This window comes from Paenibacillus sp. FSL M7-0420, assembly GCF_038002345.1.
Taxonomy (GTDB): Bacteria; Bacillota; Bacilli; order Paenibacillales; family Paenibacillaceae; genus Paenibacillus_AQ.
The window spans coordinates 2274152-2290502 of sequence record NZ_JBBOCJ010000001.1 but is presented as its reverse complement, the minus strand read 5'-3'; the positions used below and the strand labels follow the sequence as shown (position 1 = coordinate 2290502).

Here is a 16351-nt window from a genome sequence, read left to right as displayed (position 1 = left end):
TTTTTTTTGAAACATATCAGATTCTTGAGGGTTGGGTTATACAGGCAGCCCCCACACTTCAAGCTCAAAGATCCGCGCCTGAAAATCATTCTGGGCCGGATAAGTAATATATAGTCTGATATATCTGAACGAACAGCCGTCAGCCTCATGCACGGTTAAGACAGACTCATTATTCCGTACAGCCGCTATCTGCTCCCACTGCTCTGTGTCGTTGCTTCCCTGAAGCTCATAATCCATCGTGATATAACCGGGGGCAGGCGAATGCCTGATCACAACTTTCCTAATCTCTCTGGGCTTAAGCAGATCCAGCAGCAGCCAATGGACGGGCTGGGCGGTGTCCGAATGCCAGGAATCCGTGACCCAATTCTCCCATTTGCCGTTCACCGCCTGGCTGGCTTGACAGACGGTCGCCGGGTCAAGGCTGTACTCACTATCCGCCGACACCGCAGCACAAGCCGCATAATTCGTCCAAGCCTGTGCGGCATGGTGCGCCTCTTGCTCCTTATGGTGATAGGCGAGCAGCTTGCCCAGCAGAGAGAACAGCTCCGTATCCAGTTGTCTAATCTCCTCTTTAAGCTGAAGCACTCTACCCGGCGGCATCAGCTTCCGTCTCAGCGTATCCGCATGCCAGCCAGAGATGAGCTGGTATCTGAATTTGATATATCGATCCCGGAACCCGCCGAAGATCTGCCGCCATTCTTCATGAGAGGATAACCAGGGCAGCGCCTTCTCAAAGATATCGAACATAATGATCGCCGAGCCATGAAAGCTCCTGCGCATGGTTTCAAATTCAACCGCAATGGCACTTGCGTCATTAAGCCCCTCCATAAGAGAGACATTGTCATTGAAACGATCCACCGCTTCGATCAAATGATTAGAACAGTTCTCATAGCAGCACTGTGCGAAATCCTCAACCAGCTCCAGATAGCTGTGAACCTCCGGTTCGCCTATTTTCGCTACGCTGAACAGCTTGTTATAACAATAATTCCTGATTTCCTTAAAAGAAGCATTGGATTTACTCCAGATATCCGCTATCAATTCCTCGGTCAGCTGCAGCTTGAAGAAAGGCTCCCCCTTCATCACATTCAAGGTGACCTCCTTGTTCAGCTGATTCTCCCGGATCACAAACAGCCTTCTGGCAGAATCATATTCCGTGATTAGAAAGGCATGATCATCAATGACCGTCCCGTATTGGCTCAAAAAAAACAGGTAGTTGTAGTTGGCAATCATCACGACCGGGCACTGCTGATCAATGTTCATGCGAATCGCCGGCAGAAGCTCAGCAGCATCCGAGACCTCAGTTACCTTAAGGGTTAGTCCCAGCTTGTTAAGAATAGTGCACCTGGAGGCCACCCAGTCCCCGCCCGCTGCCTCTCCCCAATTCATCATGACTGCATACAAAAAGGTATAGTAGAAATAATTCTCATACTGATGAAAGCCTGCGGCACCCGCCATAGGCAAATCCACACAATTGGAGTGCATGGTCCGGTAGCCCTCGCTGTAATAGTCCATCTCCAGGGCTACTAACATACGAGATCCTGTGAATCAATATATTCTCTCCACTTCTGAAGACTGTATAGTTTATCTATATCGAGAAATTCCGGGCTCACCTCTATTGAGAAATGCTCTTCCAGGACCACCGCAAAATGAATAAACAGCAAAGAATCCATGCCATAACCTCGCAAATCCGCGTCCATACCTGCATTCTTCAGACGGGGAGAACCGCCGGGCAATTGAGCGAGCAGCTTACGCAGCTCCTGTTCTCGGTTATCCAACATTCACAGCCTCCCCGTCCGCTCTATCTTCCAGGGGAGGCTGCCCGGCATGCTTCTTCCTGGCAATCTCATAGATGGTGTTCATGGTTGCCACCCGTTCATAGGATTCAGATAAGGGAATGTTCTCTCTGGTGCCCCCAAGAACCTCAGCCAAGAACCTGAGCTGGTTCACATAGTAATTTTGCGGAGAGTATACAAGCTTGTCTGTTGTTCCCTCTTCCGTATGTTCAACCTGAATAATGATCTTATAATCCCCATAGCAAGGCTTAAAAAAGCCGCTGATCCTTACCTTGGCCCGCTCAAACTCCAGCCAGTGGGTGGCATTGTTCGGCATTTCAAACGAACCCAGGAACTCTGCCTCGACGCCCCCCTCATATTGCAGCGCCGCATGAAAGGTCCAGTCGCATTGATTAATGCCTGAGAATGTCGAGAATCCGTCCAGTGTCTGCGGCGTTAGGCCGATAACCTTTTGGATAAACTGCAGCCAGTACGAGCATTCGTCGATGAAACAGCCGCCGCCGTACTCCGGCTTGAACCGGTAATTATCCGCGCTATAGTTGCTTTGCAGAATTTCAAAGGAGATGCGGGTTTTGATTTTTTTCAGTTTGCCGTAGGTTTCAGCTCTAATCATATCTGTTATATCCTGCTGCCACGAATGATGCTGGACCATTAGCGCTTCAAGGACATGCACACCCTGCTGCCTGGCCCGTTCATTGATGAACAGCACCTCATCGGCATGTAAGGCTATCGGTTTTTCAATCAAGACATGCTTGCCCGCCTCAATCGCCTTCAGCGTCCATTCCTTATGCAGGAAATTGGATAATGGTATATAGACCACATCAATGTCCGGCGATGCCAGCAGCTTATCGTAGCTCTCAAAAACATGCGGAATCTGATGCTTCAGCGCATAGGCTGCAGACCGGTCCACATCACGCGAAGCCACACCATACGTTACAAATTGATCAAGCTCCCTGACCGGGTTAATAATCGAGAACGGCGCTATCGTGGAGCAGCCCAAAATTCCAATCTTATACTGCTTCTGAGTATTCATATCCTTACCTCCTGTGATTCCGGATATCTAGCCGCCTGAGCTGTTGTAATTACGAATCGCTGTGGACCAGATCCATCTCGTGATTCCCAGCAGCAGGATGGGAGACAGAATGGCCCAGAGGAAGAGGCCCGGATGTAACCGGTCCAGCACGAATAAGGGTGAAAAGTTAGTAATCAATAGAACAGGGATAACAAATACCCCTATACGCTGTATCCATTTGGAGTAAATCATCATTGGCATGTTATTCAGCTCGAACAGGCCGTTGGAGATGTCATTGACAGCAGCAATCTGAATGAACCAGAACGATAATAATTGCGGGATCAGGAACAGGGTGTAGGTCACGAACAGCCCCAGCACAAGGAAGAAGATGAACCCGCCTATTGAAGCAGCATCGGCCGGAAGCCCCAGTCTTCTCCAGCCCACCACAATCATGGTCACGCCGCCCAGCACATTCGGAATCGCCAGGCCAAAGTCCACATTCCGTAACGTCATCATAAATTGCAGGGATATCGGCTTCGTTAACAAAAGATCGAGTGACCCCGTTCTTACATGCTCCGGGATCTGCACGAAGTTGATGGCAAACAGTCCCCAATACAGCCCCGTCATCAAGGTGTAGGTACCAATAAACAGCAATATCGCATCAATGGGCACGCCATCCAGCGTTAAGCCGGCCTCATAAACAATAATCACATACAGGAATTTGGCGAACAGGTAAGAGGTCTCCACCAGCAGACCCATCAGGAAATTCACCCGATACTCCATTTGGGACATCAGGGAATTTTTGATGAACAAGGTGTATATGAAACCGTACTTCCGGAGTGATCTAAGCATCGGGTCCCCTTAACCCCCTACGGCAATATATTTCTTGATCGCCACTTTCCAGATATAGCGCGTAAGCAACAGAAGGAGTCCAATCCATAATAGTTGAAGCTCTATCACATGCAGCGCCTGAAGCAGGGTCAGCTTGCCATTGATTACATTCACCGGCATGTAGATCGTATACTTGAACGGCAGGTAATCGAAGACAGCCAGCCATGTCGCCCCAAAAATATCAAGCGGGAAAATCCCGCCGCTAAAGATCTGAATCAATAACGCTGTAACATGAAAAAAATAAGAGACATCGTTTAACCAGAACGCAATCGCACTGACCGAGAAGGAGATCATGAAATTAAGCACAACCGCCAGTATAAGCACGATACCAAAAACCAGTATGCGCGATACGCTGATTGGTGCCTTGAAGTAATACACCATGAACAGCACCACGCCCAGCAGCATGATTAACGTAATGGCAAACGAGAGGACCTTCCCGCCAAGGTAGACACATATTTTATAAGGAAAATAACCGACCGGCCGCACCAGATATTTATTGAGCCCCCCGCTCTTGATATCATGGTTAATGTCATATTCCAGACCCGTAGCCACCAGCCGCGAGATCAGGGCAGCTACGATGGTGTAGACGATCATCTGCTGGTAGGTATAGCCATATAAGTTCATATTGGAGGCATGGCTGTATACCGCCTTCCACAGGAAGAGCTGGATGAAGATAGGGAAGAAGAGACTGGCGAAACCCATAAAAAAGTTAAAGCGGTATTCCATGGAGTTCTGGATTCCCAGCGAAAAGCTGACTGCAAATTTATTGTTCATCTGCGCGGCTCCGGCTGTTCATATAAACGTGCAATGGCTTCTTCCAGGGGAATATCCTCCAGATTCAGATCAATGACGGGAAAGTGATCCATGGCCATTCTGGAATACTCCTTGAACTTCGCACGCTCCACTTCGAGAATGACATCATGTCCGTTATATTCTTTAATCGAACCCATAACGGCCAGATCCTTCCGCTCGACGATGGCCGAGAAGGTCAGCTTCATTCGTTTTTTCTCATTCATGACCTCGTTGATTTTGCGGATCTCCCCGTCATACACCAGCTTGCCCTGATTGATCACGATGGTCCGCTTACACAGGTCTTCAATATCCTTCATATAGTGGCTCGTAAGCAGCAGGGTCGTGCGGAATTCATGATTGTACGCCTTGAGGAACTCGCGGATGTTCTTCTGTGACACCAGATCCAGGCCAATCGTCGGCTCATCCAGAAAAATAATCCGGGGCCGGTGCAGCAAAGCTGCGATCAGCTCCATCTTCATCCGTTCACCCAGGGACAGTCTTCGGACCTGTACATGCAGCAGGTGCCCTACATCCATCAGCGTCACTAACTCGTCAAGGGTATCCTTATACTTCTGATCGCTGATTTCATAAATGCATTTGTTTAAGTACAGGGAATCGCTTGCCGGCAGATCCAGCCACAGCTGGTTTTTTTGGCCCATGACAATGGAAAATTGCTTCTTGAAGTCATTTTTTCTCTCCCAGGGCGTGTAGCCCAGCACCTCCGCACTGCCATCAGTCGGATAAAGAATACCGGAGAGCATTTTCAGAGTGGTGGTTTTGCCTGCTCCGTTCGGACCCAGAAACGCAACCATCTCGCCTTCGTTAATATCAAACGAGACCTTGTTCACGGCAGCCTTGGTTAATTTCTCCCGGTGGAACAAATTCTTGACCGAGTTTCGGATTCCCGTTTCTTTTTTGTAGTAGTCAAAGGACTTGCTCAATTGATCCACATGAATGACCATACCGGCATCCCTACTTTGCAATGGTTATCAATCTGATGAACGGGCTGTACCTCCGGATATGCTCCGGCTGCAGACCAAATATATTCTGTGCCTGCACTTCCGCAGCGCTATCCAGCTCAACAAGCTCCTCTGCGGACAGTTGAAAGAGCTGATACTGATACTGCTTCAAAAACCGGAATACATCACTTATCGAATTACCGAACCGCAAAGCCAAAACCTCCGTCGCTTCCAGCATGAGCATGGGCTTCTCATGATGCTGCTGCAAATACTGCTCCAATCCCTGTAATGCTTTTAATTCGCCGCCTTCAATATCGATTTTGATCAGGTCAATATGGCTGATATGCTGCTGCTGAATGTACGTATCCAGCGTCTGCACCCGGCAACGGTAGGTTTCATGCTGCAAGGCCGGGTCAATAATTAACGCAGCATCCTCCGACCCGCTTACTACAGGCAGATAGATCTCCGCTTCCCCGTTATAGTCAGACAGCGCAAGCTGATTAAGAACGACGTTCTGCAGGTTATTTAATTGGATGTTTCTTGCCAGTTCAGAGAAGGTGGGGCTTACCGGCTCAAAGCTATGAACTCTACCCTTCTGCCCCACCGCTTGTGCGAATAACGTGGAATACCATCCATAATTCGCCCCGATATCAAACACTTCAAATCCTTCACGGATCAGTATGGACAACAACCGGCTCTCCTCGCGCTCCACAAATCCATCCCGCATGAGAAAACCTAGACTGTTCAAGTGCCCGAGATCCCAATGAAACCGTCTGCCATCTGTAAGCCTGATCCGGGTCTCATCCTTATGAATCTCAATCTGCTCCACCTGCTCTTTCAGCGCCCGTCTAAGCAATTGGACAGCCTCGACCCTCTTCTCCCAAAACATCCGCTGGATTTGCTCATATCTGGTTTCGTCCGGCATCATCGGCCTCCTGTTGCATAGGAATGTAAATAAGCCAGCTCATCCTCCGCAAGCTGCTTCAGCTGCTTCACGGTAGCCGTTACCCCTCTGTCCACGCTTATAGTCATCTTCATAAAGCTCACTTCAAGCTTCCTCCAGGCTGAGCCGAGGGGAGCAACATCCATGGTACTGCAGGTACCGAAATGCCTGAACCGCGATAGAGCAATCGTACGGATGCAGCCAAACCGTTGTTTGAACACAGGGTTATCCATTAAATTCTCCGACTCCCTATAAGCTCCAACATCCATGATCCGTTCCGCAATTTGGGCAAAGGTACTGGTGAGTAACTCTTCATAGGGCTGTGTAGTTAAGTAAGGCCGGATAGCGTTCAGGTCAGGATTCAGGCTGAGAGGCGGGCTGATTTCCATAACCGGTTCACTGAAGGTGCGCCAGGCCTGCTCCACGCAAGTCCGTTCTGCCAATAGGCTTGTTGCAAAATAAGGATCTGTAATTCTCAAGCTCTGATCGTCTGCCGCTTCAGCCAGCACATAATGCAGCATATGGCCCTTCCCGTAAAATTCCTTCATGTAGGGCACATAATAGGCGTCCACCGGCAGCAGATACATCTCTCCGCGATCCAACGAGTCTAAACGGCAAGGCTTCCCTTCAACCCCATAAGCACGCCGGATGAAGCTAAACAGCTCATTCACCGGCACCGTACTGTCGAACCAGTCATAGCCTGCATAATAATTAATGGAGAAATTATACCTGTACAGCGGCTTCGGATCGGCATGATGAACAGACAGCCACAATGTAACCGCATTCAACAAACAATCATAGGGGCCAAAGGGAACCGCCCAATCCGTCAGCTTGCGGCTCACCGCGTAATTCTTCGTTGTAGCCTTCATGCTTATTTTCCGTGAAGATACAGCAGAATGCATTTGGAGCATACCGGCATCAGGCCGCATCGCAGGGTTTCCCGGACCCTTTCAAAATTGTCGCCATCCCATATGTCTTTGAGATCCTGGTCCGCCAGATTCCCCAAGGAGAACTCCGGAAATAATTTGCAGGCGCTGACTTCGCCGTCAGCCAGCACATCCAGTCTGGTGCGGATCGACAGGCATTGCGTTTTGTTCTGGGCAGGCTTCTCTGAACCCAATACAAAGTCCCGTACTTCATCCAGTTCGAGCGCGGGCTGATAACGTGTTCTTAAATTCCAGGTTCGCTGGTTAATCCTCTCCATCTGTGCAAGCAGCGAATCAATCCTATCGGGTGAGATTCGATATTTGAACGAATGCCAGCTGTTGCGGTGCCCTTCCTCCAGATCGTCCGCCAGCCACTTGAAATGCTCGTTGAAATAGCGGTCCATATTACTCGAGACCTCATCCGGCAAATACCACGGGAAGGTAATATATACCGAGTCAATTCCCTTATTCTCAAAAAACTCCACAAAATCATACAGCTTATCAATCATGACATCACTGATGGTCAGATGGATAGAGATTTTCCCCTGGTAGATGCCCTCCTTCTCCAGCTCCAGCAGCTTATCAATACCTGCCATCACCTTCTTGAAGGTGCCTTTTCCCCGGATCGCATCATTCTCCGCTTCGAAGCCTTCCAGACTGATCAGACAGACCAGACTATTAGACATTTTGAGGATAGAATCCAGCTTCTCGATGATTTGAATTCCGTTGGTGCATAACACTGTCCATCGGGGGTCCTGCTCCAGCAGATCGGCCAGTTCATTGAAGCGGCTGTAGTACAGAGGCTCTCCTCCCCACAGGAACATATTGGCGTTCGTTTCTTTGGTCTGCCGGAATACTTTCTCAATCACAGCGAAATCCAGCTCTTCTCTCTGCTCGGCTCTGCCCAAATCCCGGTGATACCCCTCAGCGTTCCATTCAAAGCAATGCTTGCAGCGCAGATTGCAGCCATTGGTTAATTTAAGCCCGACCTCGACCGGAAGATTCGTAGAATACGTAGGGTTAAGGTGAACCTGTTTGTGCGTGACCGACATATGCTTAATGGTTTTCTTTAACCGTTCAAAGGAATCCCGGTCCAGCACTACGGATGTTTGCGGCTGTCTCATGAAAGCACCTCCCATAATTTAACACCTGAGCCTTATAGCTTCTTAAGTTCTCACTGCATGCCTCCAAAATCTCAAGCGGACAACCCATACTCATCCATTGCTCATACCTTATGCCAAAACCCAGCCGCTCCCATAGCTCAGCGTTGCAGGCTTCATGCTCACCCAGCGGCTCCAGGAAAATAACCGGGGTGAAGGATTCCAGCGAATCCAGCAGGGTTCCTCCCCCCGGCTTGCTGATAATAGCCTTCGAGTTACAGATCAGCTGATAGAAGCTATGCTTCACCCCCGTATCCTCGTTGAAGCACTGACGGATCACTTCACCGAACGGCGGCAGGGTATATTCATTCTCTTCGTTCTTCATCCAGGGCGACCAGCCCGGCTTCACCATGTAGTAACGGTGGCCGGCTCCATAAGCCTGATCATCCGCCAGCTCATGAATGACGATGTTCAAGTCCAGGAAGTGATTCAGCTCTGCTGCCGTTTCCTTGTAGGTCCCCATTCCCCAGCCGCCGCCATGGATAACGAGCCGGTTGTCACGTTCCTTATAATCCTTAGGGGCAGCAAGACCCATGGAAATAGTATAATTCACCCGCTCAGCCGCCCCGTCAAAAAACCAGACATCATTCACCGTAAATAGATCATTCCGGATATTGTTGGAATACAGCTTCCACGAAGGGGATATGACCGCATCCATATGAATCAGCTCCACATGGACATCCTTGCGGTAACTCTTCGCGTACTCTTCTAGAATGGGCATCCAGAACCCCGAGAAAACCATAAACACCCTCCGGTTCTCTTCAGCCCACTTGCCTAAAATCCGGGTTACCCGATCCGGGTCCAGATTCGGTGTAATATCCCTGATCATTCTGTGACCCAGCTTGGCTACTTCAAACCTCTTAGAGAAAACCTTTTTGTTTTCGGTTAATTTCAGTCTTGTCCCGGGCGAATACAGGCTTTCCAGCACTTCAAGATCGGCCTCATAGTACCCGCTTAGCTCTTCACGTAACAGGACCGCGGGCGTATATACCCCCAATGCGACAGATGAGCATAAAATGGTAATCATTTGTCAGCTCCCTCGTTGTACAATAAAGACTGGTTAGTTATAAATCTTCATCGACAGAGACTTCAAGACATCCTTCACCCGCTGAACTAGAGTTAATGCTTCACTCACATCTGAGGTATAGGGAGCAGCTACATAAAGCTTCCCCTTCCGCCATTCAGACTCCGCCTCAGCGAATGCTGTATGTCCTGAGCCTATAAGCGTGCTTGCACCCAGCGGTATAATTCCTTGCCTGTTTTCTTGCGTAAACAACAATTTGTTGGAACCTAGAGCCTCGAGAATCTGCAGCATGGTCACTTCCGTAGAGCAGCCTGCCGAGATAAAGGTCAAAAAGCTGAACATGGAATACTGCCGGACATATTGATTGACATGATGATTAATCAGCCCCATGGACTTTCTGGCGTTAATCTCAACGATGGGCACCAGCTCACCGCTTGCCAGCAGCATGGAATCTATACATACATCTCCGTGATAGCCTGTCTTAAATAAATCCTTGCAGGCTTCTTCCATGATGCTGAAATAATGGTTGTTCCAGAGCGCCTCGATAAACCCGGCATCGGCAGGATAGGAGCCTGAATAAGAGAAGGCGTCGTTTACCATCTTTTGAACAGAGAGGTATTGCACTTCCCCCTGCGCTGTAATGAACAGCTGACAGGAGAAATCCTCCGTTTTATCAAGCAGGGGTTCGATAATGAACTGTGTTTGTTTGCCTCGATTCTCTTGCTCTTGCAGATAGGCCGCAATTCTCTTCAGCATTCGCTCGCTCGAAATCAACATATTGCCCCGGCCTGAGACACCCAGGGGGTCCTTCACCAGCACTTGTCCGGTCTGTAGCAGCTCCGAGCCCAGGGTCAGCAGTTCCTCCGAACTGTCAGCTATAGAGGAACTATTGCGAGTGCCCAATCGTTGTCTTAGTTCATGAGAATAAATCTTTGAATTCACTGCTCGAACTGTATCTAAGGAGGGAAACTGATTACCGAAATTGAACCTGCGCACTAACTCACTGGTATCGGACAGTATAGAATAGGGAGAGATCAGAGCCTCTGTAGGAAGGAGCTGCTGGTAGTAGCTTGCATCAGCCATTAGAAGATCAAATACATGCAGCCTGTAGTCATCCGCATGAACGGGATTTCTGCAATGAACATGGGTGAAGGTATAGCCGAGCTGCGATAAATAGCTTCTAAGCTGCTCGTCCATGGGCTGCCGGGTGAACAGAATGTCCTGCTCCTTGCATAACGGAAACAACAATTCATCCATACCCATCGTCACAGCTTGGCTGCTGCTCATAGAAGGAAGCATAGATCTATTCGGACTCCGCCACCACGCCTCGGAATCAAAGGTGCCCAGAACCACGGTTGGCTTCATAATGAAGCCCCCTTAAGAAGCAGTTTGCGTGGCTGTGATGAACCCCATGAAATCCCCGATCGACTGGAAATCCTCATAGGCAAAATGATCAAAATCAAACTCAATTTCAAATTCGTCTTCAATCCGGAGAATGAAATTAATCATCTGCAGGGAATCCAGACCTACCTCATTCACAATATCGGTGGCTTCAGTGGCCGTGAGTAACAGCTCTGGATTGTTCTTAATTTCACTCAAGATCCGCACAATGGTATCCTGCATATCACCGTTCTCCTCGCATCATGAATTTTAAATAAACGAATTGCTTACTAGTTATGATACAGCCTCAGGGTTCCGGCATCTAACTCACATTTTTATGATATGTATAGGATTTTTATTGGAATGATTACAGTGGGAAAAGAACTATATAGATTAAACTTGTAGTTTTACTAGTATGGGATTGCCGTGACTCCAGAGAATGTTTGGCCCTCCGGCCGCTGTTGTCTGCAGATTTCTTGATTGTATACCGCTGTTCGCGGTGGAAATCCGCAGACAAAGGCGGACGCTATCGCTCCTACAGTTCCAAAATTCCCCTCCGCCACTTTTCCCTGTCTTTCTATTTTCAAGTTCAACCTAAAAAGGATCTTAAAAAATAGACAAACAAAAACAGGTCCCTGCCGGCATAAATGCCAAGCAAGAACCTGTATTGTAAGCTATGATGCGGTCAAGAGGACTCGAACCTCCACGATATTGCTATCACTGGCACCTGAAGCCAGCGCGTCTGCCAATTCCGCCATGACCGCATATTATGTATTGCAGTGATTCAATCACCGTAATTAAGAATATACTCTCTTTGGAGCGGAATTGCAAGCATTTTTTATTTTACTGCACAGAGGTCTTCTTCAAGCCAATACCTTCAGCACATCCGCGATCTTCCGCTGATGCGACAGGACACCGTAATTCATCCAGGCCATGAAATCCACCTCGTACACACAGCGGTTGCGTACAGCAGGCAGACTTCTCCAGAGCTGTGTCTCCAGCAGCTCCCGGCTCTCCCCTTCCTGAAGGTCAAACGTGATGAACAAATGATCTGCGGTCACCCCTGACAGCTCTTCATTGGTCAGATTGACACGCTTCTGTCCCCGGGTAAGACGCTGGACAGCAGGATGCCGCTGCATCCCCAGATCTTCATGCAGAACATGGGCTGAGTACCCCAGATTCTCACTGCCATACAGGGCAACGCCATGGGCAGAAATCCGCAGCAATGCCACTGTCTGCCCCTGGACGCTGCGGCTGAGCAGCCGCCTGGCCTGACGGGCTTGTTGTTCATATTCGCTGATGACCTCCTGCACCCGACCCGTTCTCCCGAAGACTGCACCTGCGCTGCGGAGCGTGGCCCTCCAGTCTTCCTGATGGAACGGGAGCCGGAATAATGGAGCCACCTGGCGGCACTCTCCAAGCTGCCAGCGCTGGAAGCCGTCATCCAGCATAATCAGCTCAGGACTGTAACGGATGAGTCCTTGCCAGTCTCCGCTGGAGATATCGAACGCCGGAACCTGATCCAGCCCGAGGTATTCCTGCTTGCCCCACTTGGCATGGCAATACTGCACGACCGGAGTAATGCCGAGCGCCAGCAGATAATCCTCCAGAAAAGGGGCAAATACCCGGACGCCCTCCTGATGGAGGCTTCTGTATTGTCCGGGAGTCACCCCTACTGTTCTTTTGAAGCGCCGGTTGAAATAATACTCATTGCTGTAGCCTGCAGCCAGGGCAACCTCGTGCAGCCGGTCCCGGGTCAGCAGAAGCTGCTGCTGTGCCCGTTCAATACGCAGCCCGTTCAGGTGCTCCAAGGGCATCCGGCCGGTAATTTCTTTGAACATCTGCGTATAACGCGCACGCCCGATCCCTGCAATCTCAGCCAGCTGATCGACAGATAACGGTTCACTGCAATGCTCTTCCATATAGCGGATCGAGGCTTCCACGGCCTCACGGTCATCCTTAGCCTTCAGTACCGGAGTATTCGCCCGCATAATCAACAGCAGCAGCTCCTGGAACCGGGTCTGAGCCGTGAACCATTCAATATCCTCCGGGCGCCGGAAGCTATAATAGATGGAATCCAGCAGCAGAGCACACTGTGAGAACGGCCGGCAGTCCAGATATCCCGGGCAGAGCAAATATTCTGCATGTTCCTCCTGCCCCTTATCTCCGGTGCCAAGCTTAACATGCCCTGCGGGAATCAGCGCGAACTCCATCCGGTACCAGCTGATCCCCTGCTCGCCGGCCTGAATCCGGTTCAGTGATCCGGCTTCGATCAGGAACCCGGCCCCTTTGTCCAAAAAGTACCTTCTGTCCTCTGCCTTCAGCCACCCCTGCCCTTCGGACACAATGATTAGAGTATGCTCCTGATAGACTTCGGTCTGATCCTTCCCGGACGGGGAGCGTGTAACCGCTTCTATATTTATCAGGCTGTGGAGCAGCCTTCTCCTGGTGTGTTCCTGCAACTGTTCGGTCATTCTGCCGCCCCTCCTGACTGAGAATCATTATCATAGACTCCAGTGTAAAACAAAAAAGAAGATCTATCAACCTTGCGGATAGACCTTCTTCTCACTCATAGACTCACGGCCTCTTAACGCTGAATTACTTCACCATTGCCTTAAGCAGATCATCCAGCTTCATCTGGTTGGCGGTAATCCCCCCGGATTGCCAGTGGGAACGCTCCATCCGGTAGATATTGCCGTTCTTGACCGCAGGCAGGTTCTTCCAGAGGGGTCCATCCAGCATCTTGATGGCTTCTTGATTGGCTTCACTGTCCCATCCGCCGTTGTCAGGGAAGATAATGATATGGTCCGCCCCAAGCTCCGGGATCACTTCCTCGGAGATGATCGACTGGAATTCCGTCATCTCAGCGGCCATAGGAACAGGTGTCAGACCGAATTGATTATAGAGCACACCGGTATAGCGATTGTTGACTCCAAAAAGAGCAACGGTTTTGTCTGCCACATTAAGCCGGATCACAGCCACCTTCTCTTGTCCCAAGGCCTGCTGCAACGCAGCTTTGCCGTCTGCTACCTTCTGGTCATATCCGGCCAGCACAGCCTTCCCCTTCTCTGGAATACCGAGCGCGTCTGCGACCGCTGTAAGGATTAGCCTTGAATCCTGCAATACGCTCTCCGGCAGGCGGTAGGTAGGTGCAACCTTGGAATATTGCTCGTATCTTGCCTCATCCGCCCCGCCGTCGGCGATGATCAGATCCGGATTTTTCTCAAGCAGGGCTTCCATGCTTCCGGTAATATCGTATTCCGGCACAGCCAAATTCAGATAATCCTGCTTGCCCCAGCTGGGATGATACCACTGCACCACCGGGGTAACGCCGAGCGCCTTCAGGTAATCCTCAACATAGATTCCCGCGATCCGCTTAGGGTTCGCCGGAATCTCCACCTCCCCGAATTCTCCGGTAACCGTCCGTGTCGCCCCTTCTGAAGCTGCCGCTCCGCCAGTCTCCGCAGGAGCTGCGGTGGCAGCAACCGCATTGCCTGTCTGCACATCCTTGCTGTCCGCAGCCTTATTCTTATTTCCGCACGCCGCGATAGCGGACATTGCCAGGATAAGTACAGCGGTCCAAATGATTTTCCGGCCCCAATTGTTCATGTCTCTCTTCACTCCTGTGTCTAATTTCATTGATAATCATTCTCAGATGATCTTAAACACAATAGTAGCATGCCGTGATCAGCTTACAATGCACTTTCTCAGCGAAAATCTTATACAAACTTATCGTTTGACCCCGCCAAGCTGACGGGCCCATCGTTTATAACCGGTCTCCCACATATCTGTCGCGTCCGGCCCCCATACCGGCTGCGAACAGCAGTACGCTTGCTAAGACAAGCAGCGCAAGCGGTACATTCCAGCTCCCCGCAGCATCATGCAGCAGGCCAAACAGTGCAGGTCCCGCCGCCGCCAGCAAATATCCTGCAGACTGGGCCATCCCTGACAGCTCGCTGGCCTCCTGTGTGGTCCGGGTGCGCAGGCTGAAGAACATCATCGCCAGACCGAAGGCGAAGCCTCCGGCAATCCCTATGCAGATAGCCCATAATGCCATCAGTGCGGTACTGCCCAGCCAGACGCCAAGGATGCCAGCGATAAACAGAACCGAAGTGATCACCACCGGCAGCCGCTGGTTCTTCATCCTTCCCACCCAGAGCGGCACGAAGAAGGTGAACGGCAGTTGGGCCAGCTGCATCAGCGAGAGAATCCAGCCGGCATGGCCGGCAGACATCCCCCGCTCACCTAGGATCACCGAGAACCAGGCGATCAGCACATAATAGAGCAGGGATTGCAGCCCCATGAACAGCGTAACCTGCCAGGCTAGCGGGGAGCGCCAGACCCGTGCCGCTGAAGAGGAGGCAGTGTCTGCCTGTCCCGCGCCCAGACTCTTCAGCTGCGGAATCCAGAAGATCGTAGCCAGTGCAGCAATCATGAACCAGAGCGCCAGCGTCCCTCTCCACCCCAGCCCCGCACGGGTGGCCAAGGGAACACTCAGCCCCGAAGCCGCCGCTGCACATATGTTCATGGACACGGTATAGATTCCGGTCATCAGACCGATGCGGTGCGGAAATTTACCCTTGATCAGTCCCGGCAGCAGCACATTACAGACGGCAATCGACAGACCGATCATCGCCGTACCTGCGAAGAAGGTTAACGTGCCGGAAGCCGAACGGACCAGAATTCCCATGGACAGGGTAAGCATGGCCAGCACCAGGATATTGGGCAGTCCCAGCTTGCGGGCAAGCCGGGGTGCAAACGGTGACAGCAGGGCAAACGCCAGTAAAGGCAAAGTCGTAATCGCTCCCGCCAGAGTATTAGATAACCCCAGGTCATCCCGGATCATCTCCAGCAGAGGTCCGACGGAAGTGAACGGAGCGCGCAGGGCAGCGGCCACACAGATGATTCCGGTGACGAGCATCCATCTCCTGCGGATATCCGCAGCAGATGAGGACAAGGCCGGGCTTGTCCTCTTGTGATTTTCACGGCCGAGCTTCATGTTGTACCTCCAGGTCGCAGCAAAGCACCCGTCAAGCCCGGAGCTTGTCAGGGAATACAGCCGCTATATGTATTACGCCCTTCAACCAAGGCGCATTATTTCATTATACCATATCGCTTGATGGAGCAGCCTCCTGGACAGAAGACAACCGCCGGTCAAGTGACCAGCGGCAGCAGAGCAGGTGAACCCGAATTACACCCAGAGGGATTTAGAGATAATTACGAGCAGGATGAACAGAACCAGAATCGCTCCAGTCGAAGTGAAAGCTCCGCCGTATCCCCCAATATTTTCGCTCATGTTAACTCCTCCTTTATGCCTGGATGCTGTTAAAATATGTATGAAACCGCCTTTCGGTATGGGTTAAACGGCAATGAATTCCGCAGTATATTTCTAATTTAAATGTTCTCACCGTTGACAAAACGTGTAACCCGCTTTAGTATCCTAAACATAAGGTTCAGTTGAGAATCAATCT

The 16351-nt window shown here is 50.6% G+C and carries 16 protein-coding genes and 1 tRNA gene; all 17 read right to left on the bottom strand.

Going from position 1 to position 16351, the window contains the following annotated elements; all coding sequences use genetic code 11:
- Positions 1 to 36 precede the first annotated feature (36 nt).
- Positions 37 to 1530 (bottom strand): discoidin domain-containing protein, encoded by a 1494-nt coding sequence (locus tag MKX51_RS09560; protein ID WP_340992187.1) that lies wholly within the window; start codon positions 1528 to 1530, stop codon positions 37 to 39.
- Positions 1524 to 1778: an acyl carrier protein gene (locus MKX51_RS09555; protein WP_340942014.1), complete on the bottom strand. Its 255-nt coding sequence runs from the start codon at positions 1776 to 1778 to the stop codon at positions 1524 to 1526. The genes MKX51_RS09560 and MKX51_RS09555 overlap by 7 nt, the downstream gene beginning before the upstream one ends.
- Complete coding sequence (locus tag MKX51_RS09550; RefSeq protein WP_340992186.1) at positions 1768 to 2826, bottom strand: Gfo/Idh/MocA family protein; 1059 nt, start codon at positions 2824 to 2826, stop codon at positions 1768 to 1770. Before MKX51_RS09550 ends, MKX51_RS09555 begins: the two co-directional genes overlap by 11 nt.
- A 27-nt stretch (positions 2827 to 2853) precedes the next feature.
- Positions 2854 to 3657 carry an ABC transporter permease gene (locus MKX51_RS09545; protein ID WP_340992185.1) on the bottom strand — a complete coding sequence of 268 codons (804 nt, stop codon included), beginning with the start codon at positions 3655 to 3657 and terminating at the stop codon, positions 2854 to 2856.
- Between the two features lie 9 nt (positions 3658 to 3666).
- Entirely contained in the window at positions 3667 to 4470 is an 804-nt protein-coding gene (locus MKX51_RS09540) for an ABC transporter permease (RefSeq protein ID WP_340992184.1), read from the bottom strand.
- Positions 4467 to 5450: an ABC transporter ATP-binding protein gene (locus MKX51_RS09535; protein ID WP_340992183.1), complete on the bottom strand. Its 984-nt coding sequence runs from the start codon at positions 5448 to 5450 to the stop codon at positions 4467 to 4469. The genes MKX51_RS09540 and MKX51_RS09535 overlap by 4 nt, the downstream gene beginning before the upstream one ends.
- A gap of 10 nt (positions 5451 to 5460) precedes the next feature.
- The gene (locus MKX51_RS09530; protein ID WP_340992182.1) at positions 5461 to 6372 is read right to left on the bottom strand and encodes an FkbM family methyltransferase; all 912 of its coding nucleotides are present in this window, start codon (positions 6370 to 6372) and stop codon (positions 5461 to 5463) included.
- Positions 6372 to 7259 (bottom strand): hypothetical protein, encoded by an 888-nt coding sequence (locus MKX51_RS09525; protein ID WP_340992181.1) that lies wholly within the window; start codon positions 7257 to 7259, stop codon positions 6372 to 6374. Before MKX51_RS09525 ends, MKX51_RS09530 begins: the two co-directional genes overlap by 1 nt.
- Before the next feature lie 2 nt (positions 7260 to 7261).
- Entirely contained in the window at positions 7262 to 8440 is a 1179-nt protein-coding gene (locus MKX51_RS09520; RefSeq protein WP_340992180.1) for a radical SAM protein, read from the bottom strand.
- A complete protein-coding gene (locus MKX51_RS09515; protein ID WP_340992179.1) occupies positions 8394 to 9503 on the bottom strand; it encodes a hypothetical protein in 1110 nt (369 codons plus the stop codon). The genes MKX51_RS09520 and MKX51_RS09515 overlap by 47 nt, the downstream gene beginning before the upstream one ends.
- Positions 9504 to 9536: 33 nt before the next feature.
- On the bottom strand, positions 9537 to 10865 hold the full coding sequence (locus MKX51_RS09510) for a hypothetical protein (protein ID WP_340992178.1): 1329 nt from the start codon (positions 10863 to 10865) through the stop codon (positions 9537 to 9539).
- 12 nt (positions 10866 to 10877) lie between these two features.
- Complete coding sequence (locus MKX51_RS09505) at positions 10878 to 11123, bottom strand: acyl carrier protein (RefSeq protein ID WP_076078321.1); 246 nt, start codon at positions 11121 to 11123, stop codon at positions 10878 to 10880.
- Positions 11124 to 11560: 437 nt separating this feature from the next.
- Positions 11561 to 11644: transfer RNA gene (locus MKX51_RS09500), tRNA-Leu, on the bottom strand.
- Positions 11645 to 11743: 99 nt separating this feature from the next.
- The gene (locus MKX51_RS09495) at positions 11744 to 13354 is read right to left on the bottom strand and encodes a helix-turn-helix domain-containing protein (RefSeq protein ID WP_340992177.1); all 1611 of its coding nucleotides are present in this window, start codon (positions 13352 to 13354) and stop codon (positions 11744 to 11746) included.
- 124 nt (positions 13355 to 13478) lie between these two features.
- A complete protein-coding gene (locus MKX51_RS09490) occupies positions 13479 to 14489 on the bottom strand; it encodes an ABC transporter substrate-binding protein (RefSeq protein WP_340992176.1) in 1011 nt (336 codons plus the stop codon).
- A 157-nt stretch (positions 14490 to 14646) separates the two neighbouring features.
- Entirely contained in the window at positions 14647 to 15879 is a 1233-nt protein-coding gene (locus MKX51_RS09485; RefSeq protein ID WP_340992175.1) for a CynX/NimT family MFS transporter, read from the bottom strand.
- Positions 15880 to 16071: 192 nt separating this feature from the next.
- Positions 16072 to 16176: a YjcZ family sporulation protein gene (locus tag MKX51_RS09480; RefSeq protein WP_340942033.1), complete on the bottom strand. Its 105-nt coding sequence runs from the start codon at positions 16174 to 16176 to the stop codon at positions 16072 to 16074.
- Positions 16177 to 16351: the final 175 nt, after the last annotated feature.